Genomic DNA, 22,362 nt, shown 5'->3' with positions numbered 1-22,362 from the left:
ATGCGCAGACCGACCGAACCATCAGCAGAGGACAGAACGCATCGCGACGGATTTGCTGCGATGGCCATACTGGCGCTGACCATCGTGTTCATCGTCGCGATCATCGTGTTCGCGATCGCCTAGAACCTGTGCGCATTGCCGTCCATATCGAGCGTCTGAGCCCTCGGCAGCCGGTCGACGGCTGTGCTTGAATGACCGACTTGGCAGGCGGCGGTCGTTTCAGCTCGCCATCGGACCTGCCGTGTCCCTAGGGAGGGGAACTACATGACGACCAGTGAACGTGCTGTGACGCGCCATTCGAGGCGGCGAGCGTGGCGGACGGTGGCGGCACTGCTCGCCGTCTTCGCACTGATCGCTGCTGCGTGCGGCGGCGACGACGGTGACGACGACGGAGCGAGTGCAACCGAACCCGCGCCCGCAACCACCGAAGCAGCAGCCCCCGAGACGACGCAAGCGCCTGCTGACGCGGCGCCGAGCGGCGAGCCCATCAAGGTCATGACCGTGACCACCCTCAACGCGGCGGGTCCGACGTATCACAACATTGCGAACACCGCGATGGCCTACGCCGACTACATCAACGCACGGGGCGGCATCGGCGGCCGGCCGCTGGAGGTCACCGTCTGCGACGAGATGTTCGACCCTGCGGTGGCTGCGGCATGTGCCCGCGAAGCCGTCGAGGAGAACATGGTCTCGGTCGTCGGCTCGTTCACGTTCTTCGCGGAGAGCATCGTGCCGGTGATCGCCGAGTCTGACATCACCTGGTTCGGCCCCTGCTGCCCGATCACGCCGTCTGAGCTGACCAGCCCGCACTCGTTCCCCATCGGCAATCAGCCCATGTACGCCGTCGGCATCATCAAACGAGCCATCGACGACGGGTGCCAGGCGATCAACGCCGTGATCATCGACGGCGCCCAGATCTTCCTGCCGCCGATGGAGAACGCGATAGCAGCCCTCGGCCAGAGCTTCGGCGACATCATCATCCTGCCGCCGACAGCGCAGGACTACTCCTCAGAGGTCGCCCAGGCGACGACCGACGCCGACTGCGTGATCGGCATCGTCTCCGAGACGCCGTACATCACCTGGAACACGGCGTGGACCCAGTCGGGCACCGACGCTCGCCAGTACGGCCCGCAGGGCAACCTGAACGAGATCTCCGCCGCCGGCAACGAGGAGTCCACCGACGGCGACATCATCGGCGGCATGTACCCCGACATCTCCACCGCGCCGTGGGACGAGTACCGGCTGGCCCTCGAAGAAGGCGGCTGGGACACCACCGAGCACGACTACAACAGCTTGGGCGGCATGGGTACGTGGGCGGCGTTCGCCGCCTTCACCCTGATCGCCGAGACCATCGATGGCGAAATCAACGCGACCTCGTTCTTCGAGGCTGCATCGGCCACCGACAACCTCGATCTCGGCGGCATGGTTCCGGTGCTCGACTTCACCCAGGAGTGGACCGATGGTCTCCCGGGATTCCAGCGCCTGTTCAACCGCAGCGTCGTGTTCAGCAAGCTCGAGAACGGCAAGGTCGTGCCGCTGACCACCGAGTTCGAAGACGTCGGCGACCTGGCCACCGGCAACGCCGGCTGACCGTCATCTGAATCAGTCATCTGAGTACTGGCGCCCGTGCCGGGGTGGCCCGAGTGAGCGATCACCAGCCATCCCGGCGTCGGCGCGAGCCGGCCTAGCGCCGCTGCGACGGGAGCACCATTGGACGAGGTCATCCGCTTCGCTCTGCTGGGTTTCGGGGTCGGTGCCCTGTACGCACTGGCCTCCCAAGGCCTGATCGTCGTCTACCGCGGCACCGGAGTTCTCAACTTCTCCCTCGGCGCCACCGCAATTGCGGGTGTGTTCCTGCAGTGGGAGCTGCAGAACCGGGCCGGCTGGCCGTTCCTGCCCTCCGCGCTGACCGGCGTCGCCCTGTCAGCGCTGCTCGGCGCCCTGACGCACTGGGTGATCATGCGGCCGCTGCGACGCGCCAGCACGCTGATCCGCGTCATCGCGACCCTCGGCGTGCTCATCTTGATCCAGGCCGGCGTGGTCATCCGGTACGGCTCCAATGCACGTCAGGTGTCCAGTTGGCTGCCCACCAACCGGGTGACGCTGTGGGGCGAGGTTGCGATCACCGTCGACCGGCTGATCCTGTTCGGAGTGGCGTGCGTATTCGCCGTGGTGCTGTGGTCGATGTATCGCCGCAGCCACTTCGGCCTCGCCACCGAGGCAGTGTCCGAGAGCGAGCGAGCCGCCTCGGCCATCGGCCTGTCGCCCAATGCGATCGCCATACAGAACTGGGCGCTGGGCTCGGCCATCGCTGCTGTTGCGGGCATCTTGGTGGTGCCCATCATCACGTTGCAGGTCACGGCCATGACATCGCTGGTGCTCGCGGCCTTGGCCGCGGCGCTGGTCGGCGACTTCCGGTCGTTCCCCATCGCCACCGCCGCCGGTCTGGCGTTGGGCGTCGGCCAGACACTCGTGGGCCGCTATGTGGACCAGCAAGGGCTGGGGCCGTCGCTGCCCTTCCTCGTGATTGTGGCTGTGCTGGTGTTCAAGGGCCGGTCGCTGCCGCTGCGGGACTACTTCCTGCGCGAGCTGCCGATGATCGGCAACGGACGGATGTCGTGGGACTGGACGATCTTCGGCATCGGCACGGTGGCGTTCCTGATGCTCACCAAGCAGGCCAAGTGGATCGACGCCCTGACGGTCACGATGGGCGTTTCGATCGTGCTGCTGTCGATCGTGCTGCTGACTGGCTACGCGGGCCAGCTGTCGCTGGCGCAGTACACGATCGCCGGCTTCGGCGCGTACGTGTCAGGACGCCTCGTTGCGGTGTTCGACATCCCGTTCCTGTTGGCACTGGTGGTGGGGGTATTGGCCGCGGTGCCGCTGGGATTCATCTTCGCCTTGCCGGCTGCGCGAACCCGCGGGATCAATCTGGCAATTGTCACGTTGGGACTCGGCACCACCATCGAGCTGATGCTCTTCCGCAACCGCGAATACACCGGCGGCGTGCAAGGCACTCAGGTCGGCAGCCCTGAGCTGTTCGGCCTCGACATCGGCTCCATTCGCTACCCGGAGCGATACGGCCTCTTCGTACTGGCAATGGCGCTGTTGGCGGTGTGGGTGGTGTCGAACGTGCGTCGTGGGCGCAGCGGACGGCGCCTGCTCGCCATTCGGACCAACGAGCGGGCCGCTACGGCGCTCGGCATCGACGTGCCCAAGGCGAAGCTGTTCGCCTTCTCGCTGAGCTCGGCGATTGCGGCGCTGGGCGGGATCGTGCTGGCATTCCGGCTGACCTCGGTCAGCTACACATCGTTTACCAACCTCACGTCGATCCTGTTTGTGGGCCTGGCGATCGTGGGCGGCGTCGGTCACCTGCTCGGTGCATTCGTGGGCGCCACCATGGCCACCGCAGCCTTCAGCCAGGAAGTGCTCGAATCGACGTGGGATGGGGTGGGCCGCTGGACCCAGCTCATCAGCGGCATCGCCATCTTGCTCATGGTCCTCGGTTACAAGGACGGTGTCGCCGCCGAGTGGGTGAAGATCTTCCGGCTGGTGAAGCGAGCCCGCAAGTGGGGCCGCTCATACTTCATCGAGCTGGAAGACGTCTCCGACCCCAACGCCTCCGAGAGCGAACAGTCACAGGTGCCGGCTCGCGTGCTGAGCATCGAGAACATGACCGTGCGCTACGGGGCCGTCGTCGCGGTCAACGATGTCAGCTTCAACCTCACTCCGGGCACCATCACGGGGCTGATCGGCCCGAACGGCGCCGGCAAGACGTCGCTCATTGACGCCGTGTGCGGCTTCGCACCGGCGGAGGGTCGCGTGGTGCTCGACGGCGAGGACATCTCGCGCATGGCGCCCTCCAAGCGTGCCCGCACCGGCATTGCCCGTTCGTTCCAGACGCTCGAGCTGTTCGAGGATGCGACGGTGTTCGAGAACATCAGCGTTGCCGCGGACCCTCAAGACATGCGGTCGTACCTGCGCGATCTGGTGGCGCCGGCGAGCCCCCCGTTCCCGCCTGAGGTCGTGCGGGCGATCATCGAGTTCCAGCTCGACGGCGACTTGCACCGCGACGTGAAGGACCTCTCGTACGGAAAGCACCGGCTGCTGGCGATTGCCCGGGCGGTTGCGATGCACCCGAGCGTGCTGCTGCTCGATGAGCCGGCCGCCGGCCTGAGCACCGCCGAGAGCGAAGAGCTGGCCGAGGTGGTTCGCCGCCTGGCCCAGGACTGGGGCATGGCAGTGCTGGTTGTCGAGCACGACATGAACTTCGTCAACGAAGTGTGCGACGAGGTGGTGGTGCTGGACTTCGGCAACAAGATCGCAGTCGGGAGCCCCGAGGAGATTCGTCTCGACCCAGCGGTTGTGGCCGCCTACCTGGGAACCGAGGCCGACGAGCACGACAGCGAACTTGAACGCCGTACGACGCAAGCTGCGGGAGGTGGCGCATGAGGCCGCTGCTGCAGACGCGAAGCCTCAAGTGCGGGTACCTCAACCGGGCAGTCGTCCAAGGAGTGAACCTGAAGGTCCACCAGGGCGAGGTGGTCTGCCTGCTCGGGCCCAATGGCGCCGGCAAGACCACCACGCTGCTGACCATCGCCGGTGAGCTGACGCCCGTCGACGGAATCGTGATGTTCGGCAACACGCCGACCTTCACGCCCATGTACCAGCGCATCCGGCGAGGGGGAATCGGGCTGGTGACCGAGGAGCGCCTGGTGTTCACCAAGCTGTCGGCTCGGGACAATCTGCGAGTGGGCGGCGGTTCGGTGGAAGCAGCGCTGGAACTGTTCCCCGAGCTCGAGCCTCGGCTGGGCGTGCGAGGCGGCATGCTCTCGGGCGGCGAGCAGCAGATGCTTGCGCTGGCACGGGCGCTCAGCCGTCAACCGTCGATTCTGCTGGCCGACGAGTTGTCGCTCGGGCTGGCGCCGATCATTGTCGATCGGCTGCTGGGAGCGGTCCGCAAGGTGGCCGACACCACGGGCACCGGCGCCTTGATCGTCGAGCAGCATGCCCGCAAGGCGCTGGAAGTCTCCGATCGGATGTACCTGATGGCCCGCGGCCAGATCCTGCTGGAACTGCCGGCTGCCGAAGCCCTCAGCCGCCTCGACGAAATCGAGGAGACGTACCTGGCTGGCACGTCCGAGACCGAGGAAGACCACATCGAGCGCTTGCGGCGCAAGAACAAGAGGAAGGCTTGGAGGCGCTTGCGGGTGCGCGAGCGCGAGCTGACACGGCTGTCCGGCAAGCTTGCCTCGACCCGCACCGCCGCTGAAGACGACTTCTATTTCGAACGCGAACGACAACGACGACACGCGGCGATGGTCCGCCGAAAGAGGTAATCACCATGGGGTATCGCACCGCTGAGCTGCCCGATGTCGATCTCGACGAGTTTGCGAAGATTCCGTTCTTCGAACGGATGAAGCTGCTGCAGCTGCACTGGGTCGAGCACGGCTTCGGGACGCCCAAGCAAACCGGAACGTTCTACGCGTGGAAGATCTTCCTGTATGCGCTGTTCGGGCTGATCGTGGCCGGCGCGTTCACCGCCGGACTCGAGTTCAACGACATCGGCGGCTGGTGGGACGAGCCGATCCTCTACCAGAAGCTGATGATCTGGACGATCCTGCTCGAGATCACGGGTCTGGCGGCCACCTGCGGACCGCTGGCGTTCCACTTCGACCCGCCCATCGGCGGAATCCTCTACTGGTGGCAGAACGACACGCTGCGTGTGCCGCCGTACCCCAACCATGTGCCATTCACCAAGGGCAATCGGCGCACACCGTGGGACACCGGGCTGTACAAGCTGATCCTGGCCAGCCTGATCCTGCTGCTGGTGCTGTCGCCGGAGCAGGTGGACGGGCTGCCCGATGGCCGCACCGGCATCTTGCCGCAGTGGGCGACGCTGATCTACTGCGGCTTGATCTTGCTGATGGCCATGCGCGACAAGATCATCTTCCTGTCGTCACGGGCCGAGCAGTACGTGCCCACGCTGCTGTGCTTCTCGCTGTTCAGCAACTTCGTCGACATGATCATCGCCGCCAAGGTCTTCATCGTCATCATCTGGATGGGCGCCGGCTTCTCGAAGCTGCAGCACGGGTTCTCTTCGACGGTGTCGATCATGGTGCAGAACACGCCGTGGGTGGTATGGGACCGATTCCGCAAAGCGACCGTCAAGGACTATCCCCGCGACATCCGGCCGGCTCGAACGACGCACCTGCTGGCCCACATCGGCGGCACCACGTGCGAGCTCATCATGCCGTTGGTGCTGCTGTTCTCTCCGTGGGGATGGGCGACCTGGATTGCCATCGTGTCCATCTGGATGCTGCACACCTTTATCATCTCGACGTTCCCGCTGGCGGTTCCGCTCGAGTGGAACGTGTTCTTCATCTTCTGCTCAGCGTTCCTGTTTTCGAACTTCCACGCCGGGAACGGCTACGCGGTGTGGGACATGGAGCCGCTGCTGCTGGTCGTGGTGCTGGTTGCGGCGCTGTCGCCCATCGTGCTCGGAGCCTTCCGCCCGCAGTACGTGAGCTTCTTGGTGGGCATGAAGCAGTACGCCGGCAACTGGGCGGCGGCGACGTTCTCGCTTCGCAACAAGGAGATGGAAGACCGGATCAACGACAAGATCGTGAAGTCCGCCGACAACCAGATCGACCAGCTCGAGCCGCTGTTCGGCCCTGAGATCTCGGAGATCTTCATCCAGAAGGCGGTGGCGTTCCGCATGATGCACCCGATGGGCCGCATGCACATCTCGGGCCTGATGTGCCACGTCGACGATCTCGACAAACGTATTCAGCGCGAGGGCGAGTTCCTGAGCAACGTGCTGACGGGGTGGAACTTCGGCGACGGGCACTGCTTGGACGAGAGGCTGATCGCGGCGTGGCAGGAGCGCTGCGAGTACGAGCCCGGTGATGTGATTGCCGTGTTCACCGAGTCGCGGCCGGCGTACACCAACCGCGTGCAGTACCGGGTGATCGACGCAGCTCTGGGGACGGTCGAGAAGGGCTGGTATCGCCACGACGACGCCTACAACACCCAGCCGTGGCTGCCTGACGGTCCGATTCCGCACACGGTGACGTGGCGGAAGGAGGGTTACGAGCCTCAGGGCGTGCCGCATCCCGGCAATGCCCGCAAGGTTCCGTCCATCGATCACGACGGAAACTGGCTGATCCCCCGCCAGACGGCCGACGGAGTCGTGATGCCCCCAGCCGACACCGGCTAATGCGGTGACGACGGCGATTGTCGTCGGCAGCGGGCCGAATGGGTTGGCCGCTGCGGTCCACTTGGCGCAAGCAGGCGTGGACGTGACGGTGCTCGAGGCGGCAGACACCATCGGGGGTGGCACGCGCAGCGCCGAGGCCATCGTGCCGGGCCTGATTCACGACCAGTGCTCCGCTGTGCACCCCGTAGCTGCAGCATCACCGTTCCTGCGCGCGCTCGACCTCGAACGGCTCGGTCTGCGGTGGCGCTCGCCAATCGTCGATTGCGCGCATCCCCTCGACGACGGTTCTGCCAGCCTCCTCTACCAGTCCATCGACGACACGGCTGACGGGCTTGGCGACGACGGAGCGCGCTGGCGCTGGCTGTTCGGGGCACTGACGGCTGATCTCGACAGCTTGTTCGAAGACATCACCCAACCGTTGCTGCGGCTGCCCCGTCACCCGGTGCTGACGGCGCGGTTCGGCGCGGCCGCGATGACCCCCGCCACCGTCATGGGCCGCCTGTGGCGCGACGAGCCCGCTCGGGCTCTGTGGGCGGGCGTCGCAGCCCATGCGTTCTGGCGCCTGGACCGCCCCATGACCAGCGCGGTGGGCCTCATGATCCTGGCCGCGGGACACCAGTACGGCTGGGTCGTCGCCGAAGGCGGTTCGCAGGCGATAGCGGATGCGCTCGTTGCCGACTTGACCGCACACGGCGGCCGGACCGAGACCGGAGTTCGCGTCTGGTCCGCAGCCGAACTGCCGCCGACCGACCTGCTGCTGCTCGACGTGTCACCGTCGATCGCGGCCGACATCCTGGGCGACCGGTTGCCGCCCCGGATCGACCGTGCCTACCGCCGGTTCCATCACGGCCCCGGCGCGTTCAAGGTCGACTTCGCCATCGAGGGCGACGTGCCGTGGCGGGCACCGGCCGCGGGCGACGCGGGCACGGTGCACCTCGGCGGGGATGCAGCCGAAGTGATCGCCAACGAACTCGCAGTGCACCGCGGCCAGATGCCAGAGCGACCCTTCGTCCTTGTCGGCCAGCAGTACCGCGCCGATCCAGTCCGTTCAGTCGGCAATGTTCACCCGCTGTGGACCTACGCCCATGTCCCGCACGGCTACACCGGCGACGCCACCGAGGCGATCATCGCCCAGATCGAACGCTTCGCTCCTGGATTCTCCGAGCGGGTGGTGGGAACGGCGGTGCGCTCCACCACCGAGATGTCGGTCTACAACCCGAACTTCATCGGCGGCGACATCCTGAGCGGTGCGTCGTCGCCCCTCCAGCTCCTGTTCAGGCCCCGACTCGCCCAGGATCCCTACTTCACCGGTATTCCGGGCACCTACCTGTGCTCAGCGTCGACGCCGCCCGGGGCGGGAGCACACGGCCTCTGCGGCCTGAACGCTGCGACCCGAGCGCTGGCCGCGCTGGAAAACTCCCGCCCGTCATGAACTGCTGAACCGCAGCCTCGGCCTTGGGGCCTGGAGCGGCCCGGTGTCTAGAGGTCGAAGACGGTGCGGGCGTTGTCGCCGACGAAGGCCCGCTGCCACTCCGCGGGGAACATGTCGACCAGCTCGTCGAGGTCGAGCACGTATTCCGGCGTGTGGTCGGCGTGGGGGAAGTCGCTGGCCCACATGAACCGGTCGTGCCCGTAGCGCTGCGCCAGCGCGGGGATCGAGCGCTCGTCGGGGTCGCAGGAGATCCACACCTGCCGCATGAAGTACTCGCTGGGCTTCATCTGCAGCGGCACGCGGGTGCCGGTGTAGGTGTGCCCGAACACGGCATCGATGCGGTCCAAGCAGTAGCCGAGCCAGCCGCCGCCCGACTCGAGCACCAGCACCTTCAGCTCCGGAAAGCGCTCGAAGACGCCGTAGTCGAACAGCGACACGAACTGGTGTCGCACCCCATCCGATGCGGTCATCGATGCCGTGAGCCGCAGTTCGCGAACGTGCTCCCAGGTACCCATGCGAGTGCCTTTGGTCCACTGCGGTTCGAACGTTGGGTGGATGGCGAACGGCACGCCGAGATCCTGTGCTGCTTCGAACACCGGGTCGTGGTCGGCGTGGCCGAGCGGACGCGTCGAATGGGTGAACGGTGCCACGAAGCAGCCACGGGCTCCGTCGGCCACCGAGCGACGCAGCTCGGCCGCCGCAGCGACCGGGTCGGTCATCGAGATGTGGGCGACGGGAATGAGCCGGTCGGAGTGATCGCGGCAGAATTCGCAGATCCAGCGGTTGTAGGCCCGCGTGTAGGCCTGGCTCAGCTCGGCGTCTTCGAGCTCGGCTTCCCACAGCAGCCCCATCGTCGGCAGCAGCACCGCGATGTCGAGGCCTTCGGCATCGAGCAGCTCGATTCGCTGGTGAGGGTCCATGGCCCCGTAGGGGATCTCGCCGACGTAGGTGCGATCCGGGTTGAACATGATGTCGGGCAGATCGGGTGCGCCCATGGCGCCCAGCGTTGAGACCATGCCGGGCCGGGCCAGCTTGCTCCGCTGGTTGTCGATCATGAGCACTTCAAGACCGCGCTCAGGCTCGATCTCGATGCGCAGCGCCCGGTCCTTGTAGCGGTCCTCGAGGTACTCCTCCCAGAGGTCGGGCGGCTCGAGAATGTGGCCGTCGGCGTCGACGGCGCCGGCGTGCGCGATCTTGTGGACTTCGTGCATGTGGCGCTGCCCGCCCTCGGCGGTGAGCTGTCGCTGAACGGTCGTGGTCATGATTCCCCCCGTGAACCGTGGTGCCCGTTCGGATTCTCTCACGTCGCGGGTAGGTGCGCCCGTTTCGGGGGCACGGCGGCGTCATATGGGCGACAATCGCGGCGTCTTATTCGACAGCAGGGGAGGACAGCACAATGAGTGAGAGCAGCGGCAACTCCGGGGGACGGCTGGCCGGCAAGGCCGCGGTCATCACCGGCGGGGCCAGCGGCATGGGACGGTCGACGGTGGAGCGATTCCTGGCCGAGGGCGCCTCGGTGGTGATCGGTGACCTCAACGCCGACGCTGGGCATGCATTCATGGAGGAGCTGACCGGCGCTGGCCTCGGCGATCGCGCTCGCTTCACCCGCACCGACGTGGCGGTGGAGGACGACGTGGGGGCGATGACCGATCTGGCGGTCGAGGCGTTCGGCCGGCTGGACGTGGTGTTCAACAATGCCGGCATCGGCGGGGCGTTCGGCCCGATCACCGAGCTGGAGGTGGACGCTTGGGACGAGACGTTCGCCATCTTGGTGCGCTCGGTGATGCTTGGCACGAAGCACGCAGCGCGGGTCATGATCCCTCAGGGCACCGGCGGCTCGATCATCAACACCGGGTCGATTGCTGGGATGGGCGGGGGCGCCGGCCCGCAGGCGTACTCGGCGGCGAAGGCTGCGGTCATCAGCCTGGCCAAGACCACGGCGCTGGAGCTGGCGCCGCACCGCATTCGGGTGAACGCCATCTGCCCGGGCCTCATCTTCACTCCATTGATGCACAGCGGCAACGAGGATCAGGCCGAAGAGATCATGTCGGAACTGCAACCGTGGCCCGACCGCGGCGAAGGCACTGACATCGCCGGCATGGCGCTCTTCTTGGCGAGCGACGACAGCAAGTTCGTGAGCGGCCAAGAGCTGGTGGTGGACGGGGCGATACTGGCGGCCGGGCCTCGCGTCCACGGCAGGATGCACAACACTCGCAACATCCACCGCATGTCCGGCATGGCCTACGGCACCACCGGCAAGGCCGCCACTGTCCGCCGCCTCTAGCCGCGCCGGAGGGGCACGTCGCCCCTGGTGCGGGCGCACTGGCCGACGCGGCGACTAGCCAGGATCGTTGTCGCTGAGCTCGTCGCGGAAGTCGGGGTGGGCGATCGAGATGAGCAGTTCGGCTCGCTCGCCCAGCGAGCGGCCACGCAGCTCCACGGCGCCGAACTCGGTCGCCACGATGTCTGCGGTGTAGGCCGGCAGCGTTGTAGGAGCGCCCGGTTCGAGCTGCGGCACGATGCGCGAGATGCGTCCGCCGGCGGCAGTTGACGGCATCGCCACGATGGCCCGGCCTCCGGTTGCAACACAGGCGCCAAATGCAAAGTCGGGCGCTCCGCCGGGTCCGGAGATGTAGCGGCCCCCGATCACCTCGGAGTTGGCTGAACCGTCAAGCGCCATTTGCACCGTCGACTGCAGCGCCACGAAGTTGCGCACCTGGGCAATGCCCTCGATGCCGTGGCTCAGGGAACCGTTCGCAAGATGCACGGCCGGATTGCGGTCGACCCAGTCATACAGACGGCGTGTTCCCATCACCTCCGCGGCCACGCTGACACCGTCGCCCAGTGATCCCTTGTGGCGGTTGTCCACTGCGCCGCTGTCGATGAGGTCGATACAGGCGTCGTTGATCATGCCGCCGTGCAGGCCGAGATGCCGGCGGTCGATCAGGCTCGAGAGCACCGCGTCGGGAATCGAACCGATCCCGAACTGCAGCGTCGTGCCATCGCCGATGAACTGGCCGACGTGAGCCGCGATCGCCTCCGCGGTCTCATCGACAACGGCCGGGGCCAGGGTCGCGAGCGGCTCGTCAATTCCCACGAGCACGTCGAAATCAGTGCGGTGGCATTCGCCCTCGCCGTGCACGTAGGGCATCTGGGGGTTCACCTGGGCGATGACCTGCGGCGTGGATCGCAAGAGCTCGACGTGACCGCCTACACCCGTGCCGAGGCTCATGCGGCCGTCGGCGTCAGGCGGGCTGACCTGGCACAGCAGGACATCGGCTTCCAATCCGCCGCCGGGTCCCACGAGGCCAGTGATATCCGAGTAACGAGCCGGGACCACGCCGAAGTGGGGGCTGTCGAGGGCGTCGCGCACAGCACCGCTGGGCTGCAGCGAGGTCCAAGCGAACGGATTGCCGAGGTGATCCAGCGGTTGCGGCCTTTCCAGCAGGAATGCGCTGACGAACTCGAGATGGTCGAAGCGGTCGTGAGCGGCGTCGATAGCCGCCAGCAAGCCGAACGGCGTGGCCGAACCCTGTGCGACATAGACCCGTGCCCTGCGCCCGATGCGCCCGATCGCCTCGTCGACACTGAGCTGGACACCGGCACGACTGCCTTGGCGCACGGACGGGCGATCTGGATTCATCTCGGCAGCCCTTCTCGGCACTCGGCGACCTGGCAGTCGACCGGTTGGCGAACTGTACGACGGCCCGGCATGGCGTCGCGGGCCACAGGCCTCACCGCGGCGATCCGCAATCCACTCCCAGATGGGCGGCACGTGCGGATGGCAAGATGCGGGCCATGACCTCTGCTGCGATCGATCTCGACGTCATGCCCCCATCGGAACTGGCCGACGAACTCATGCCGGAGGTGGCGGATGCTGCGGTCGGAGCGGCTGACCAAGCGGTGGTGGACCGGGCGGCGGCGTGGGCCAGCTCGGCGGTGGCGCCGCACGCCGAATCCTGGGAGCGTGAACGCCGCTTCGCGGCCGAGGCGTTCGCGAGCGCCGGCAACGAGCGGTTGTGCGGGCTGCTCGTGCCGGTTGCCGACGGCGGCTCGGGGCTGAGCCAGGTCGGGCTGGCCCGGGTGCTCGAAGAAGTGGCCGCGGCCGATTTCGCCATCGCCTTCGTGCTCGTCTGCCACAACAACTTGGCGGGCGCAGTGAGCAGGCGTGCTCCTGCGGAGATGCGGGAGCGGGCGCTGGGGCCGTTGGTCTCCGGTGAGCGGCTCGGTGCTTTCCTGCTGACCGAGCCGGGCGTCGGCAGCGATGCCGCCAAGATCACCACGGCAGCACGTCGCGACGGCGACGAGTGGGTCATCGACGGCCGCAAGGCGTGGGTCAGCAATGGCACGGCAGCCGACATGATGTCGGTGTACGCGCAGGCCGATCCCGCGGCGGGACACCGGGGCATCATGACGTTCCTCGTCGACGGCGGCACCGACGGCATCGAACGGACCGATGGCTACGAGCTCATCGGCGCCCACGGCATCGGCACCAATGAGGTCCGCTTCAACGAGTGCCGGGTGTCTGACGCAGATGTCATGGTGCCCCTCGGCGAGGGGTTCGTTGCCGCCATGGAAGGCATCGACATCGCCCGAGTGCTGGTCGCGGCGATGTGCTGCGGCATGATGCGCACCGGCCTTGCCACCGCCATCGACTACGTCCGCAAGCGGCAGGCATTCGGCGGCCGTATCGCTGACCTGCAGGGCGTGCGCTTCAAGCTGGCCGACGTGGCAACCGATCTGGAGGCTGCCCGCCTGCTCGCCTATCGGGCGGCGCTGGCGGTGGCCGAAGGCCGCCCCGCAGCAGTCCACGCAGCACACGCCAAGAAGTTCGCTACCCGCGTCGCCGAGCGAGGCCTGGCGGACTGCATGCAGGTGATGGGCGCGGTGGGCAGTCGGCGCGACCATCCCCTGCCCCGGCACCTCGCCGCCTCACGCTTGACCCATTACGTCGACGGGGCCACTGAGATCCAGGACGTCGTGATCAGCAGGTCCCTGCTCGACTGAGCGTGGAGGTCAGACAGACCGGCTGGGCTCAGCTGTTGTTCGAATCGCCGAGCCAGTCGACGATGGCGTCGGCGACCTGCCGCTCGGGTGCGTCGTCGTCCGTTTCGACTCGCGTGAGGGCCGACCATTCCAGGTCGAGCCCGGAACGACCGCAGCGCACAGCGACGAGTCGCCCGGAGTCGAGCCACGGCGACATCGCCCACCGGCTGAGAATGGAGACTCCGAAGTCGGCAGCGATCATCTCGGCGATGGCGCCGGTCTGCTCGAGAACAGTGATCGTTCGGGGCGACAGGCCCGCGGGGCGGACGAAGCGCTCGTACTCAAAGCCAGGCGACGGCTGCCGGTTGTAGGTGAAGTAGTTCTCTTCGGCAATCGCCTCGGGCCCGATCCAGGTCCGGCCGGCAAGCCGATGCTCGGGGTGTGTGACCAGCACGAGTTCATCGGTGAACAGGTGGATTGCGTCACGCGCTCCCGGCGCCGGTCCCGGAGCGAGCACGAGGTCGGCTGTGCCGTCGGCGAGTCGCGGCACTGGCATGTCGCCCACGACAACCAGTTCGAGCAGCAGTCCGTCCAGCCGGTCGCTGCACGCGGCCGCAAACGGCGCCAGCCAGTGGTAGCAGTCGTATGACCCGACGCCGATCCGGACCGTGGCCGTCGTCCCGCCGACGCTGCGCATGAAGTCCTGCTCAGCCCGTGCCAGATCCGGCATCGCACGGTGAGCGGCTTGGCACAGCGCTAGCGCCGCAGGCGTGGGCTGCATGCCGCGAGATGGCCGGCGTTCGAACAGGCGTCCACCGAGACGCCGCTCGGCTTCGGCCAATCGATGGCTGACTGCAGACTGGCTGACGTGAAGTCGACCGGCCGCTGCGGTCACTGAACCGGTTTCCGAGACCGCCACGATGGTCTCGTAGTGATGCATTTCCAAGCGTGAGGACATAGCTATGACATCACCGACATTTGATCTGTATCTCTTCCCGATGCTTGCAAGAAGTGGAAGAGCGTAAGCGTACTTCAAGCCGTAGACAATCGACCCGAATTGCTCATGAAATGCGGCCGAAAATCGCCGACATTTTGAAGTGTAGCTCTCTATATTCTTCGTCGTACTATTTGGAGAAATTCATGCTGCTATCGAGTTATTCGATCTGCTGCAGCGCTTGGAATCGTCTGCGTCCGGGCTGGAAAACGCGGAATCCTGGGCTCAGCGGCGCATCGCCATGCCTTCTGGATCCCAGAGGCAGTCCTCGATGAGGTGAGCTGTCCGCCGGTCGCCCACAATTTCGATCCCAAAATCGACGCCGTCGTGCGCGAATTCGTACGGCACGTAACCCAATGCGACGGACACATCGCTGAAGTGGGCATAGCCGCCTGAGGTGACCCAGCCGACAGGTTGGCTATCGCAGAAGATTGGTTCGTCCGCCAACGCATCGAAACCAGTCCGATCAGCCGGTCCGGGCACCGTCCAAGTGCGCAGCGTCATCGAGCCGGGCGGCAGATCGCCCGCAAGATCGGGACCCCGAGGCCCGTACTTGGCGACCAGAGCTGCGCGCCCCACAAAGTCCGTCCCGTCGTCACTGGCTCTGGACATTCTCACGAAACGGCCCAGATTCGCCTCGAACGGGTCGTAGACGGGCCGGTACTCACGCGCCCAGCTGCCGAAGCTCTTGTCCAAGCGCAGCGAGTCCAACGCATGCAGACCGAACAGCCGCAGTCCGTGATCCGCACCGTGGGTAACGAGCAAGTCGAACACGTAGCGAAGCTGACCCGCATCCATCCACAACTCGTAACCGAGATCGCCGGAATAGCTCAGCCGTCCGCACCACACCCGCGACCAGCCGACGTCGATGCCGGTGAAGCTGCCGAAGCGCATCGCTTCGTTCGAGACGTCTGCGTCGGTCACCTCCGACAGCAGCGCTCTCGAGTTCGGCCCGGCTATGGCTACGCCGCACATCTGTGTACCGAGCGTTCGGTACCCCACCGGCCCGCCATTCCAACGCGCGAGATGTGCGTCGAACCAGCGCTCGTAGTAGCGCTCGGCAATGCCCGAACCGAACACGATGAAGCGCTCACGTGATGCAGCGTTGGCCGTAGCACCGCCAGTCACTGATCCGACCGGACCGTCAGGCGCACCTCCGGCCGTCGGCAGGCAGGCGATCGTGAGGTCGCCGGTGAGGTTGCCCTGCTCGTTGCACATCGGTGCGAGCGCGATCCGCCCCGGCCCTGGCAGCCTGCCCGCGGTGAGGTGTGTGAGCCACGCCCGCGCTCCCGGTCCTTCCACCAGGAACTTGGCGAAGCCCGATGTCTCCATGAGGCCGACGCTGTTGCGGACGGCGAACACCTCGGTGCGGACATGGGGCCATGCGTTGGAGCGACCGAACGTGACGTCCTCGACGGCCCCGGGTTCTGGAGCGAACCAGAGCGGCACCTCGAGGCCGTAGGCATCGCCGAAGACGGCGCCCGCCCCCCGCTGCGGTTCGTAGATGGAGGTCGTGGACAGCGGTCGGCCTTCGGGCAGGAACTCGTTGGGGAAGCTGATGCTGAAGCGCCGCCGGTAGTTCTCTCGCACCTTGGTGGCCGTGTAGGCGCGAGTTGCCCAGTCGCCGAATCTGGCGATGTCCATGGCCCACACGTCGAATCCGGGGTCTCCCGCGGTCATCCAGTTGGACAGTGCGAGCCCGACGCCCCCGCCTTGAGACAATCCCGCCATGACACCGCAGGCCGACCACAGGCCCGGCAGCCCGCGGATGGGGCCGACGAGGGGGTTGCCGTCGGGGGCGAACGTGAACGGTCCATTGACTACCCGGGCGATGCCAGCGTCGGCCAGCACGGGGAAGTGCTTGAACGCAGTGTCCAGCGACGGTGCGATCCGTTCCAGGTCGGGGGTCAGCAGGCGCTTGTCGAAGTCCCATGGAGTCTGCTGGCGCTGCCACGCCACGGCCGCCTGCTCGTAGGTGCCCACCAGCAGACCTTGGCCCTCCTGGCGCGTGTAGATCTCGCCGCCGAAGTCGATGGAACCCATCAGCTCGGCGCCGGAGCGCTCGTTGTGGGCGACGATCTCGTCGATGGGCTCGGTGATGACGTAGGTGTGCTCCATCGCCAGCACCGGCAGCTCGAGGCCGACCATGCGGCCCACCTCGCGTGCCCACAGCCCTCCGGCGTTCACGACATGGGTCGCTTCCAGCCAGTCGTCGCACTCGGCGGCTGGGTCCGATGCGCCGGCGAGATCGCCTCTGGACGTGTCGTACAACCCGACACGCCAGGTGCCGTGCGGCGTCCGCTCGATGCGTCGTGCCCACGTGTGGCGCCGGACCTGTGCGCCTGCTGCCATCGCCGCCCTGGCGTACGCATAGGTCACGCCGGTCGGATCGACGTGGCCGTGCTCGTAGTCGTACATCGCTCCGGCGAATTGGCTGGGATCGATGATCGGCATGAGCCGGGCGGCTTCTTCGGCCGAGATCATCTCCGAGGTGATGCCGAGGTACTTGCCGCGTGCGTCGGTCATCCGCAGCCAGTCCAGGCGCTCGGCCGTGTCGGCCAGGAAGACCGCGCCGGTGAGGTGGATGCCGCAGTCCTGGCCCGAGAGCTCTTCGATCTCGCGATACAGCTCGATCGTGTACTTCTGCAGCTTGGCGACCGTGGGGTCGGAGTTGATGGGATGCATGCCGCCGGCGGCATGCCAGGTCGAACCCGCGGTGAGCTCGGAGCGTTCGAGCAGCAGCACATCGGTCCAGCCGGCGCGGGTCAGGTGAAACAGCACCGAAGCACCCACGACGCCGCCGCCGATGACGACGGCTTGCACGCGATCAGTCACGGCTGTGCAGTCTCGCAGGCCGCTGCAGCCTGCATCTAGCGCGTCACAGGGTCAAGTTCGACGGCCGGCGGCAGGGGATTCGGCTCGCTGCCGTAGAGGTCAATGCCTCCGGGACGGTCGCCCGCCGGCACCGTCAGGTCGGCGGCGGAAGGGAGCGTCATCAGGTCGGCGATCATCTTGTGGAAGCGGTTGAGCGGTTCCTCGAAGCGGGGGGCCAGCGGTCCGGGAGGTGCGCCGCCCAGCGAGATGCCGCGCTGGGCCCGCTCGCAGATGTCGATGTCCTCGTCGTTCACCTCGATCCAGAAGCGTCGTGTGATCTTGAACGACTCCCGCAGCTCGGCCGAAGGCTCACTTGCGGTCATCGGGCCAGGCGGGAACAGGAACGTGCAGTGCTCGAGGGTGCGGCCTGCGGCGAGCGGCTGCAGCACCATCAGGAACATGTGGCTCGGCAGCACTGCAAGCGTCACGTTGGGGAACAGCGCCACGAACCTGCCGCTGGCGGCATCAGACTCGTCGAGTCCGGCGGCGGCAGGCAGCGTCAGCCAGTCGTCACGCTCGTCGCCCGACACGGGGGTGGTGGTCTGTCCGCAGTACATGCCCGGACCCTGGTAGCGGTAGTGGTCGGGCACTCGGGACACCTTGGCCAGCTCCGGGTGCACCCAGGGAAGGTGGTAGTACTCCGCGAAGTTCTCCACGATGAGCTTCCAGTTGGCCCCCACGTCAAACGTGCGTGCCGACCCGTCGAGCCCGGTCGAGCGCCACTCGGAGAATCCGTAGGCGGCGAGCCTCTCGGGCAGATCGCCAAGCCACTCCATGAGCGGCGGCGTGTCATCGTTGAGGCAGACGAATACGAGCGGGCCCCAGGTTTCGGTGCGCACGGGAATCAGCCCATAGTCGGCCATGTCGAAGTCAGCTCTGGGCACTTCGTCGAACAGGGGTGCCGCTACGAGCCGCCCGTCAGCGCTGTAATGCCACCGGTGGTACGGGCAGCGGATCGTGTTCGCGATGTCGCAATCGCGTTCGGCCAGCTCGGTGCCGCGGTGGCGGCAGGAATTCAGAAAGCCGTGCAGCCCGGCGTCGGATCGGGTCAGCAGCACCGAACGTCCGCCCACTGAGCGCACGAGCAGCCGGCCCGGCTGTGCAACCTGTTCAGCCAGGGCCACCGCAACCCACGCTCGGCCGAACAGTCGCTCCTGCTCAGCAGCGAAGTAGTCCTCGTCGGCGTACACCGCCGGCTGCATGGCGAAGGATGCGTCGACTGCGTTGCGCTGGGGAGCCCAGAACTCAGCCTCCGCTTGTGTCCATTCAGCCTCCGGCTGTGTCCCATCTGCCGCCATGTCGCAGTTCTACCCCTTGGGCTCCTGCTCCGAACACTAGTGCGCGGAACTAATCGCCTCTCCCGATCAGCCGTCGTGCTCGCTCTCTGGGCTGCCAGAACGCCCGGCCGGGCGAATCTCCGCAATGAGGTCGCCGGGTTCGAGCAGCGCTCCCGAAACTGCGGCGATGGAGATGACCGTGCCGGTGACGGGTGCAGAGATCGACGACTCCATCTTCATGGCCTCGATGACCGCGACCGTGTCGCCCGCTTCCACCTGGTCGCCTTCGGACACCGACACGTTCACCGAGCCCCGGAAGGGTGCCGCAACGTGACCCGGAACGCTGGGGTCTGCTCTGGCGTGTTCGGGCCGATCGACTGCCACGGTGCGGTCGAGGGTGTCGATGTCACGGGGCTGGCCGTTCACCCGGAAGCTCACCAGGCGGATGCCCTCGTCGTTCGGCTCGCCGATGGACCGCAGGCCCAGCAGCAGCCGCACGCCCGGGCCGAGCACCACGGCGGTGTCGTCGTCGTGAGGGTCCAGCCCGTACCAGAACAGCAGCGACGGCAGCACCGACAGGTCGCCGTAGCGGTGGGTGTTCTCGTCCTGGGCCGCCGAAGGAGTGGGGAAGAGCAGCCGATTCAGCGTGGAGGCGCGATCGGCCGCTAAGCCCGCCATGTCGTCGTCGGTGAGGTCCTTGGTCTTGGGCGCCCAGTCGCGGCCCTCGGTGGCGTGGGTCCGGAACGGTTCGGGAAAGCCGCCCGGCGGGGTGCCGAGTTCGCCGTGCAGGAAGCCGATGACGCTGTCGGGCAGGTCGGCCCCCGCGGGATCGCCGGCCAGCTCGGTGGGCGAGACGCCCGAGGCCACGAGGTGCAAGGCGAGGTCGCCGACGACTTTCGACGACGGCGTCACCTTGATGGGGCGGCCGAGCAGGTCGTTGCACGCCGCATACAAGCGCTCGACCTCCTCGAAACGGTGCCCGAGGCCCAGCGCCTTTGCCTGCGCCCGCAGGTTCGAGAGCTGTCCGCCGGGAATCTCGTGGCGGTAGACGGTGCCCGTGGGCGACGGCAGGCCGGCCTCGAATGGCGCGTACACGTGCCGTACTGCTTCCCAGTAAGGCTCCATGTCGCCGATCGCGTCGAGGCTGAGCCCGGTGGCCCGGTCGGTGTCGTCGGTCATCGCCACGATCGAGGCGATCGATGGCTGGGACGTCATACCCGACAGCGGCGGGGCAGCACCGTCGATGGCATCCACCCCCGCGCCGATCGCCGCGAGGTAGGTCGCAAGCTGCCCTCCGCCGGTGTCGTGGGTGTGCAGGTGCACTGGCTGGGCGAATCGATCCCGCAGTGCACTGACGAGCGCCTCCGCGGCCGGCGGGCGCAGCAGGCCCGCCATGTCCTTGATGCACAGGATGTGGACCCCGGCGGCGTCGAGCTGCTCGGCGACCCCGAGGTAGTAGTCGAGGGTGTAGAGATCTTCGTCGGGGCTGCTCAGGTTGCCCGAGTAGCAGATGGTTCCCTCTGCCACTGCGCCGGCCTCGATGACGGCTTCGATGGCGGGCCGCATCTGGTCGATGGAGTTGAACGCGTCGAACACCCGGAAGATGTCCATCCCGCACTCGGCCGCCTCGGCCACGAACTCGTGGGCGACCGTGTCGGGATAGGGCGAGTAGCCCACCGTGTTGCGCCCCCGCAGCAGCATCTGGGTGCAGATGTTGGGTGCTGCCGCACGAATGCGCCGCAGCCGTTCCCACGGGTCCTCGTGCAGGAACCGCAGCGCCACATCGAAGGTGGCGCCGCCCCAGCACTCCATGCTGAGCAGCTGCGGCATGAAGTGGGCCATCTGGCGGGCGCCGGCCACCAGATCGATGGTGCGCAGCCGGGTGGCCAGGATGGATTGGTGGGCATCGCGCAGCGCGGTGTCGGTGACGGCCACCGTGTCGGCCGCCCGCAGGTCGGCTGCGAAGCCCGCAGGCCCGAGCTCGTCGAGTCGCTGCTTGGAACCGTCCGGCGGCGTGCGCGGCGTCGGTGCGAGCTTGGTGGCGGGATCGACATGGGTCGGAGCCGGTCCGTGGGGCCGGTGGACAGTCACGTCGGCCAGGTAGCGCAGCAGCCGTGTGGCCCGGTCGGCGCCCACCGACGCCGCGGTGAGTTCAGGCCGATCGTCGATGAAGGTGGTGGTGACAGGTTCGGACTGGAACTGGGCGTCGGCCAGGATCGCTTGCAGGTACGGCTGGTTGGTCGACACGCCCCGCACCCGGTACTCGGCCAGGGTGCGCTGCATGCGCCGGACCACAGTGTCGAAGTCAGGCCCGCGGCAGGTGATCTTCTCGATCATCGAGTCGAAGTGCGGGGTGATCTCCACGCCCTGGTACACGCAGCCGTCCAGACGCACGCCGGCGCCGCTGGCGGGTCGGTAGGCCACGATGCGCCCGGTGTCGGGTCGGAAGTCGTTGGCCGGGTTCTCGGCGGTCACGCGGCACTGCATCGCGAAGCCGCGCACGCTGATGCGGTCCTGGGACAGCCCCAGATCGTTGAGCGTGGCACCCGCGGCGATGCGCAGCTGCGACTCGACGAGGTCGATGTCGGTGACTTCTTCGGTCACCGTGTGCTCCACCTGGATGCGGGGGTTCATCTCGATGAAGACATGCCGACCGCTGGGCTCCACCAAGAACTCCACCGTGCCCGCGTTGACATAGCCGATGGCCTTCGCGAAGCGGACGGCATCGGCGAGCAGTTGCTGCCGCACCGCTGGGTCGAGGTCGCGGGCGGGCGCCATCTCGACCACTTTCTGGAAGCGCCGCTGCACCGAGCAGTCCCGCTCGTAGAGGTGCACGACGTTGCCGCCGGCGTCGGCCAGCACCTGGGCCTCGATGTGGCGCACGTCGGTCATCGCCTCTTCGAGGAAGACCGTGCCGTCGCCGAAGGCGCTGTGGGCTTCCCGGCGAGCGGCCTCGACCGCCTCGGCCAAGTTCTCGGGGCGCGCCACGCGGCGCATGCCGCGCCCGCCGCCGCCTGACGCGGCCTTCACGAACAGCGGGAAGCCGATCGTTGTCGCCGCACCCGCGATGTCGGAATCAGCAGCGTCATCGTCGACGGGCGGCGACTGTCGCAGCACCGGCAAACCGGCTGCCTCGGCCGCCTCACGTGCCCGCATTTTGTTGCCGGTCAGGCGCAGCGCCCCGGCGCTGGGCCCCACGAAGGTGATGCCGGCCGCTGCGCACGCATCGGCGAGATCTGGGCTCTCGGACAGGAATCCGTAACCCGGGTAGATGGCGTCGGCGCCGACTTCCGCCGCTTTGGCCACGATGGCCTCGTGGTCGAGGTACGCCCGGACCGGCCGGCCCTCGGTGCCGATGACGTACGCCTCGTCGGCCTTGATCCGGTGCAACGCCCCGCTGCGTTCCTCCTCGACGGGAAGGATCGCCACAGTCCGGATGCCGAGCTGGGTTGCCGCCCGGAAGGCGCGAATGGCGATCTCACCCCGGTTCGCTACAAGCAGCTTCTTCATGACATCTCCCATGGACGTCTCCCGCGTCCGGTCAACATGTTCGCGCCTGATTCCGGTCCGACTTCACTTC

At 67.1% G+C, this 22,362-nt stretch carries 14 protein-coding genes; 8 read left to right on the top strand and 6 right to left on the bottom strand.

All coding sequences use genetic code 11. The features are described from left to right. The 6 genes from ACOGXD_RS03185 (at position 1) to ACOGXD_RS03160 (ending at position 8,651) form a co-directional block, all read left to right on the top strand. The gene (locus ACOGXD_RS03185) at positions 1-123 is read left to right on the top strand and encodes a hypothetical protein (RefSeq protein WP_419916480.1); all 123 of its coding nucleotides are present in this window, start codon (positions 1-3) and stop codon (positions 121-123) included. 141 nt (positions 124-264) lie between these two features. Next, entirely contained in the window at positions 265-1,590 is a 1,326-nt protein-coding gene (locus ACOGXD_RS03180; protein WP_419916479.1) for an ABC transporter substrate-binding protein, read from the top strand. Positions 1,591-1,710: 120 nt separating this feature from the next. Next, positions 1,711-4,452 (top strand): ABC transporter permease subunit, encoded by a 2,742-nt coding sequence (locus ACOGXD_RS03175; RefSeq protein ID WP_419916478.1) that lies wholly within the window; start codon positions 1,711-1,713, stop codon positions 4,450-4,452. Beyond that, a complete protein-coding gene (locus ACOGXD_RS03170) occupies positions 4,449-5,339 on the top strand; it encodes an ABC transporter ATP-binding protein (RefSeq protein ID WP_419916477.1) in 891 nt (296 codons plus the stop codon). The genes ACOGXD_RS03175 and ACOGXD_RS03170 overlap by 4 nt, the downstream gene beginning before the upstream one ends. Before the next feature lie 5 nt (positions 5,340-5,344). Then, entirely contained in the window at positions 5,345-7,219 is a 1,875-nt protein-coding gene (locus ACOGXD_RS03165; RefSeq protein WP_419916476.1) for a DUF3556 domain-containing protein, read from the top strand. A 4-nt stretch (positions 7,220-7,223) separates the two neighbouring features. Continuing rightward, the gene (locus ACOGXD_RS03160) at positions 7,224-8,651 is read left to right on the top strand and encodes a phytoene desaturase family protein (protein WP_419916475.1); all 1,428 of its coding nucleotides are present in this window, start codon (positions 7,224-7,226) and stop codon (positions 8,649-8,651) included. Between the two features lie 47 nt (positions 8,652-8,698). Here the strand turns inward: ACOGXD_RS03160 and ACOGXD_RS03155 are convergent, their stop codons facing one another. Beyond that, entirely contained in the window at positions 8,699-9,913 is a 1,215-nt protein-coding gene (locus ACOGXD_RS03155) for an amidohydrolase family protein (RefSeq protein ID WP_419911973.1), read from the bottom strand. Positions 9,914-10,047: 134 nt separating this feature from the next. Here ACOGXD_RS03155 and ACOGXD_RS03150 point away from each other — a divergent pair, with 134 nt between their 5' ends. Continuing rightward, positions 10,048-10,935: an SDR family NAD(P)-dependent oxidoreductase gene (locus ACOGXD_RS03150; RefSeq protein WP_419916474.1), complete on the top strand. Its 888-nt coding sequence runs from the start codon at positions 10,048-10,050 to the stop codon at positions 10,933-10,935. Between the two features lie 54 nt (positions 10,936-10,989). Here ACOGXD_RS03150 and ACOGXD_RS03145 read toward each other — a convergent pair whose 3' ends face one another. Further along, the gene (locus tag ACOGXD_RS03145; RefSeq protein WP_419916473.1) at positions 10,990-12,294 is read right to left on the bottom strand and encodes an acetyl-CoA hydrolase/transferase family protein; all 1,305 of its coding nucleotides are present in this window, start codon (positions 12,292-12,294) and stop codon (positions 10,990-10,992) included. A gap of 155 nt (positions 12,295-12,449) precedes the next feature. On the opposite strand from ACOGXD_RS03145, the gene ACOGXD_RS03140 reads away from it, so the two are divergent. Beyond that, positions 12,450-13,658, top strand: a complete 1,209-nt coding sequence (locus ACOGXD_RS03140) for an acyl-CoA dehydrogenase family protein (protein WP_419916472.1) — start codon at positions 12,450-12,452, stop codon at positions 13,656-13,658. Positions 13,659-13,686: 28 nt separating this feature from the next. Here the strand turns inward: ACOGXD_RS03140 and ACOGXD_RS03135 are convergent, their stop codons facing one another. The 4 genes from ACOGXD_RS03135 to ACOGXD_RS03120 form a co-directional block, all read right to left on the bottom strand. After that, a complete protein-coding gene (locus tag ACOGXD_RS03135) occupies positions 13,687-14,595 on the bottom strand; it encodes a LysR family transcriptional regulator (RefSeq protein ID WP_419916471.1) in 909 nt (302 codons plus the stop codon). Positions 14,596-14,856: 261 nt separating this feature from the next. Next, positions 14,857-17,466, bottom strand: a complete 2,610-nt coding sequence (locus ACOGXD_RS03130; protein ID WP_419916470.1) for a GcvT family protein — start codon at positions 17,464-17,466, stop codon at positions 14,857-14,859. A 35-nt stretch (positions 17,467-17,501) separates the two neighbouring features. Next, positions 17,502-18,803, bottom strand: coding sequence for an aromatic ring-hydroxylating oxygenase subunit alpha (locus ACOGXD_RS03125; protein ID WP_419916469.1), 1,302 nt, complete (start codon positions 18,801-18,803; stop codon positions 17,502-17,504). A gap of 66 nt (positions 18,804-18,869) precedes the next feature. Beyond that, the gene (locus tag ACOGXD_RS03120) at positions 18,870-22,292 is read right to left on the bottom strand and encodes a pyruvate carboxylase (protein WP_419916468.1); all 3,423 of its coding nucleotides are present in this window, start codon (positions 22,290-22,292) and stop codon (positions 18,870-18,872) included. Positions 22,293-22,362 lie beyond the last annotated feature (70 nt).

The organism is Candidatus Poriferisodalis sp., from assembly GCF_965204125.1.
Lineage (GTDB): Bacteria > Actinomycetota > Acidimicrobiia > Acidimicrobiales > Poriferisodalaceae > Poriferisodalis.
The sequence above is the reverse complement of the archived record's forward strand: the minus strand, read 5'-3'. Positions and strand labels throughout refer to the sequence as shown.

Bases quoted from the DNA above. Each gene is read 5' to 3' on its own strand.
- ACOGXD_RS03185 (WP_419916480.1), top strand. From the start codon at position 1: ATGCGCAGACCGACCGAACCATCAGCAGAGGACAGAACGCATCGCGAC.
- ACOGXD_RS03180 (WP_419916479.1), top strand. From the start codon at position 265: ATGACGACCAGTGAACGTGCTGTGACGCGCCATTCGAGGCGGCGAGCG.
- ACOGXD_RS03170 (WP_419916477.1), top strand. From the start codon at position 4,449: ATGAGGCCGCTGCTGCAGACGCGAAGCCTCAAGTGCGGGTACCTCAAC.
- ACOGXD_RS03165 (WP_419916476.1), top strand. From the start codon at position 5,345: ATGGGGTATCGCACCGCTGAGCTGCCCGATGTCGATCTCGACGAGTTT.
- ACOGXD_RS03155 (WP_419911973.1), bottom strand. From the start codon at position 9,913: ATGACCACGACCGTTCAGCGACAGCTCACCGCCGAGGGCGGGCAGCGC.
- ACOGXD_RS03150 (WP_419916474.1), top strand. From the start codon at position 10,048: ATGAGTGAGAGCAGCGGCAACTCCGGGGGACGGCTGGCCGGCAAGGCC.
- ACOGXD_RS03145 (WP_419916473.1), bottom strand. From the start codon at position 12,294: ATGAATCCAGATCGCCCGTCCGTGCGCCAAGGCAGTCGTGCCGGTGTC.
- ACOGXD_RS03140 (WP_419916472.1), top strand. From the start codon at position 12,450: ATGACCTCTGCTGCGATCGATCTCGACGTCATGCCCCCATCGGAACTG.
- ACOGXD_RS03135 (WP_419916471.1), bottom strand. From the start codon at position 14,595: ATGTCCTCACGCTTGGAAATGCATCACTACGAGACCATCGTGGCGGTC.
- ACOGXD_RS03125 (WP_419916469.1), bottom strand. From the start codon at position 18,803: ATGGCGGCAGATGGGACACAGCCGGAGGCTGAATGGACACAAGCGGAG.
- ACOGXD_RS03120 (WP_419916468.1), bottom strand. From the start codon at position 22,292: ATGAAGAAGCTGCTTGTAGCGAACCGGGGTGAGATCGCCATTCGCGCC.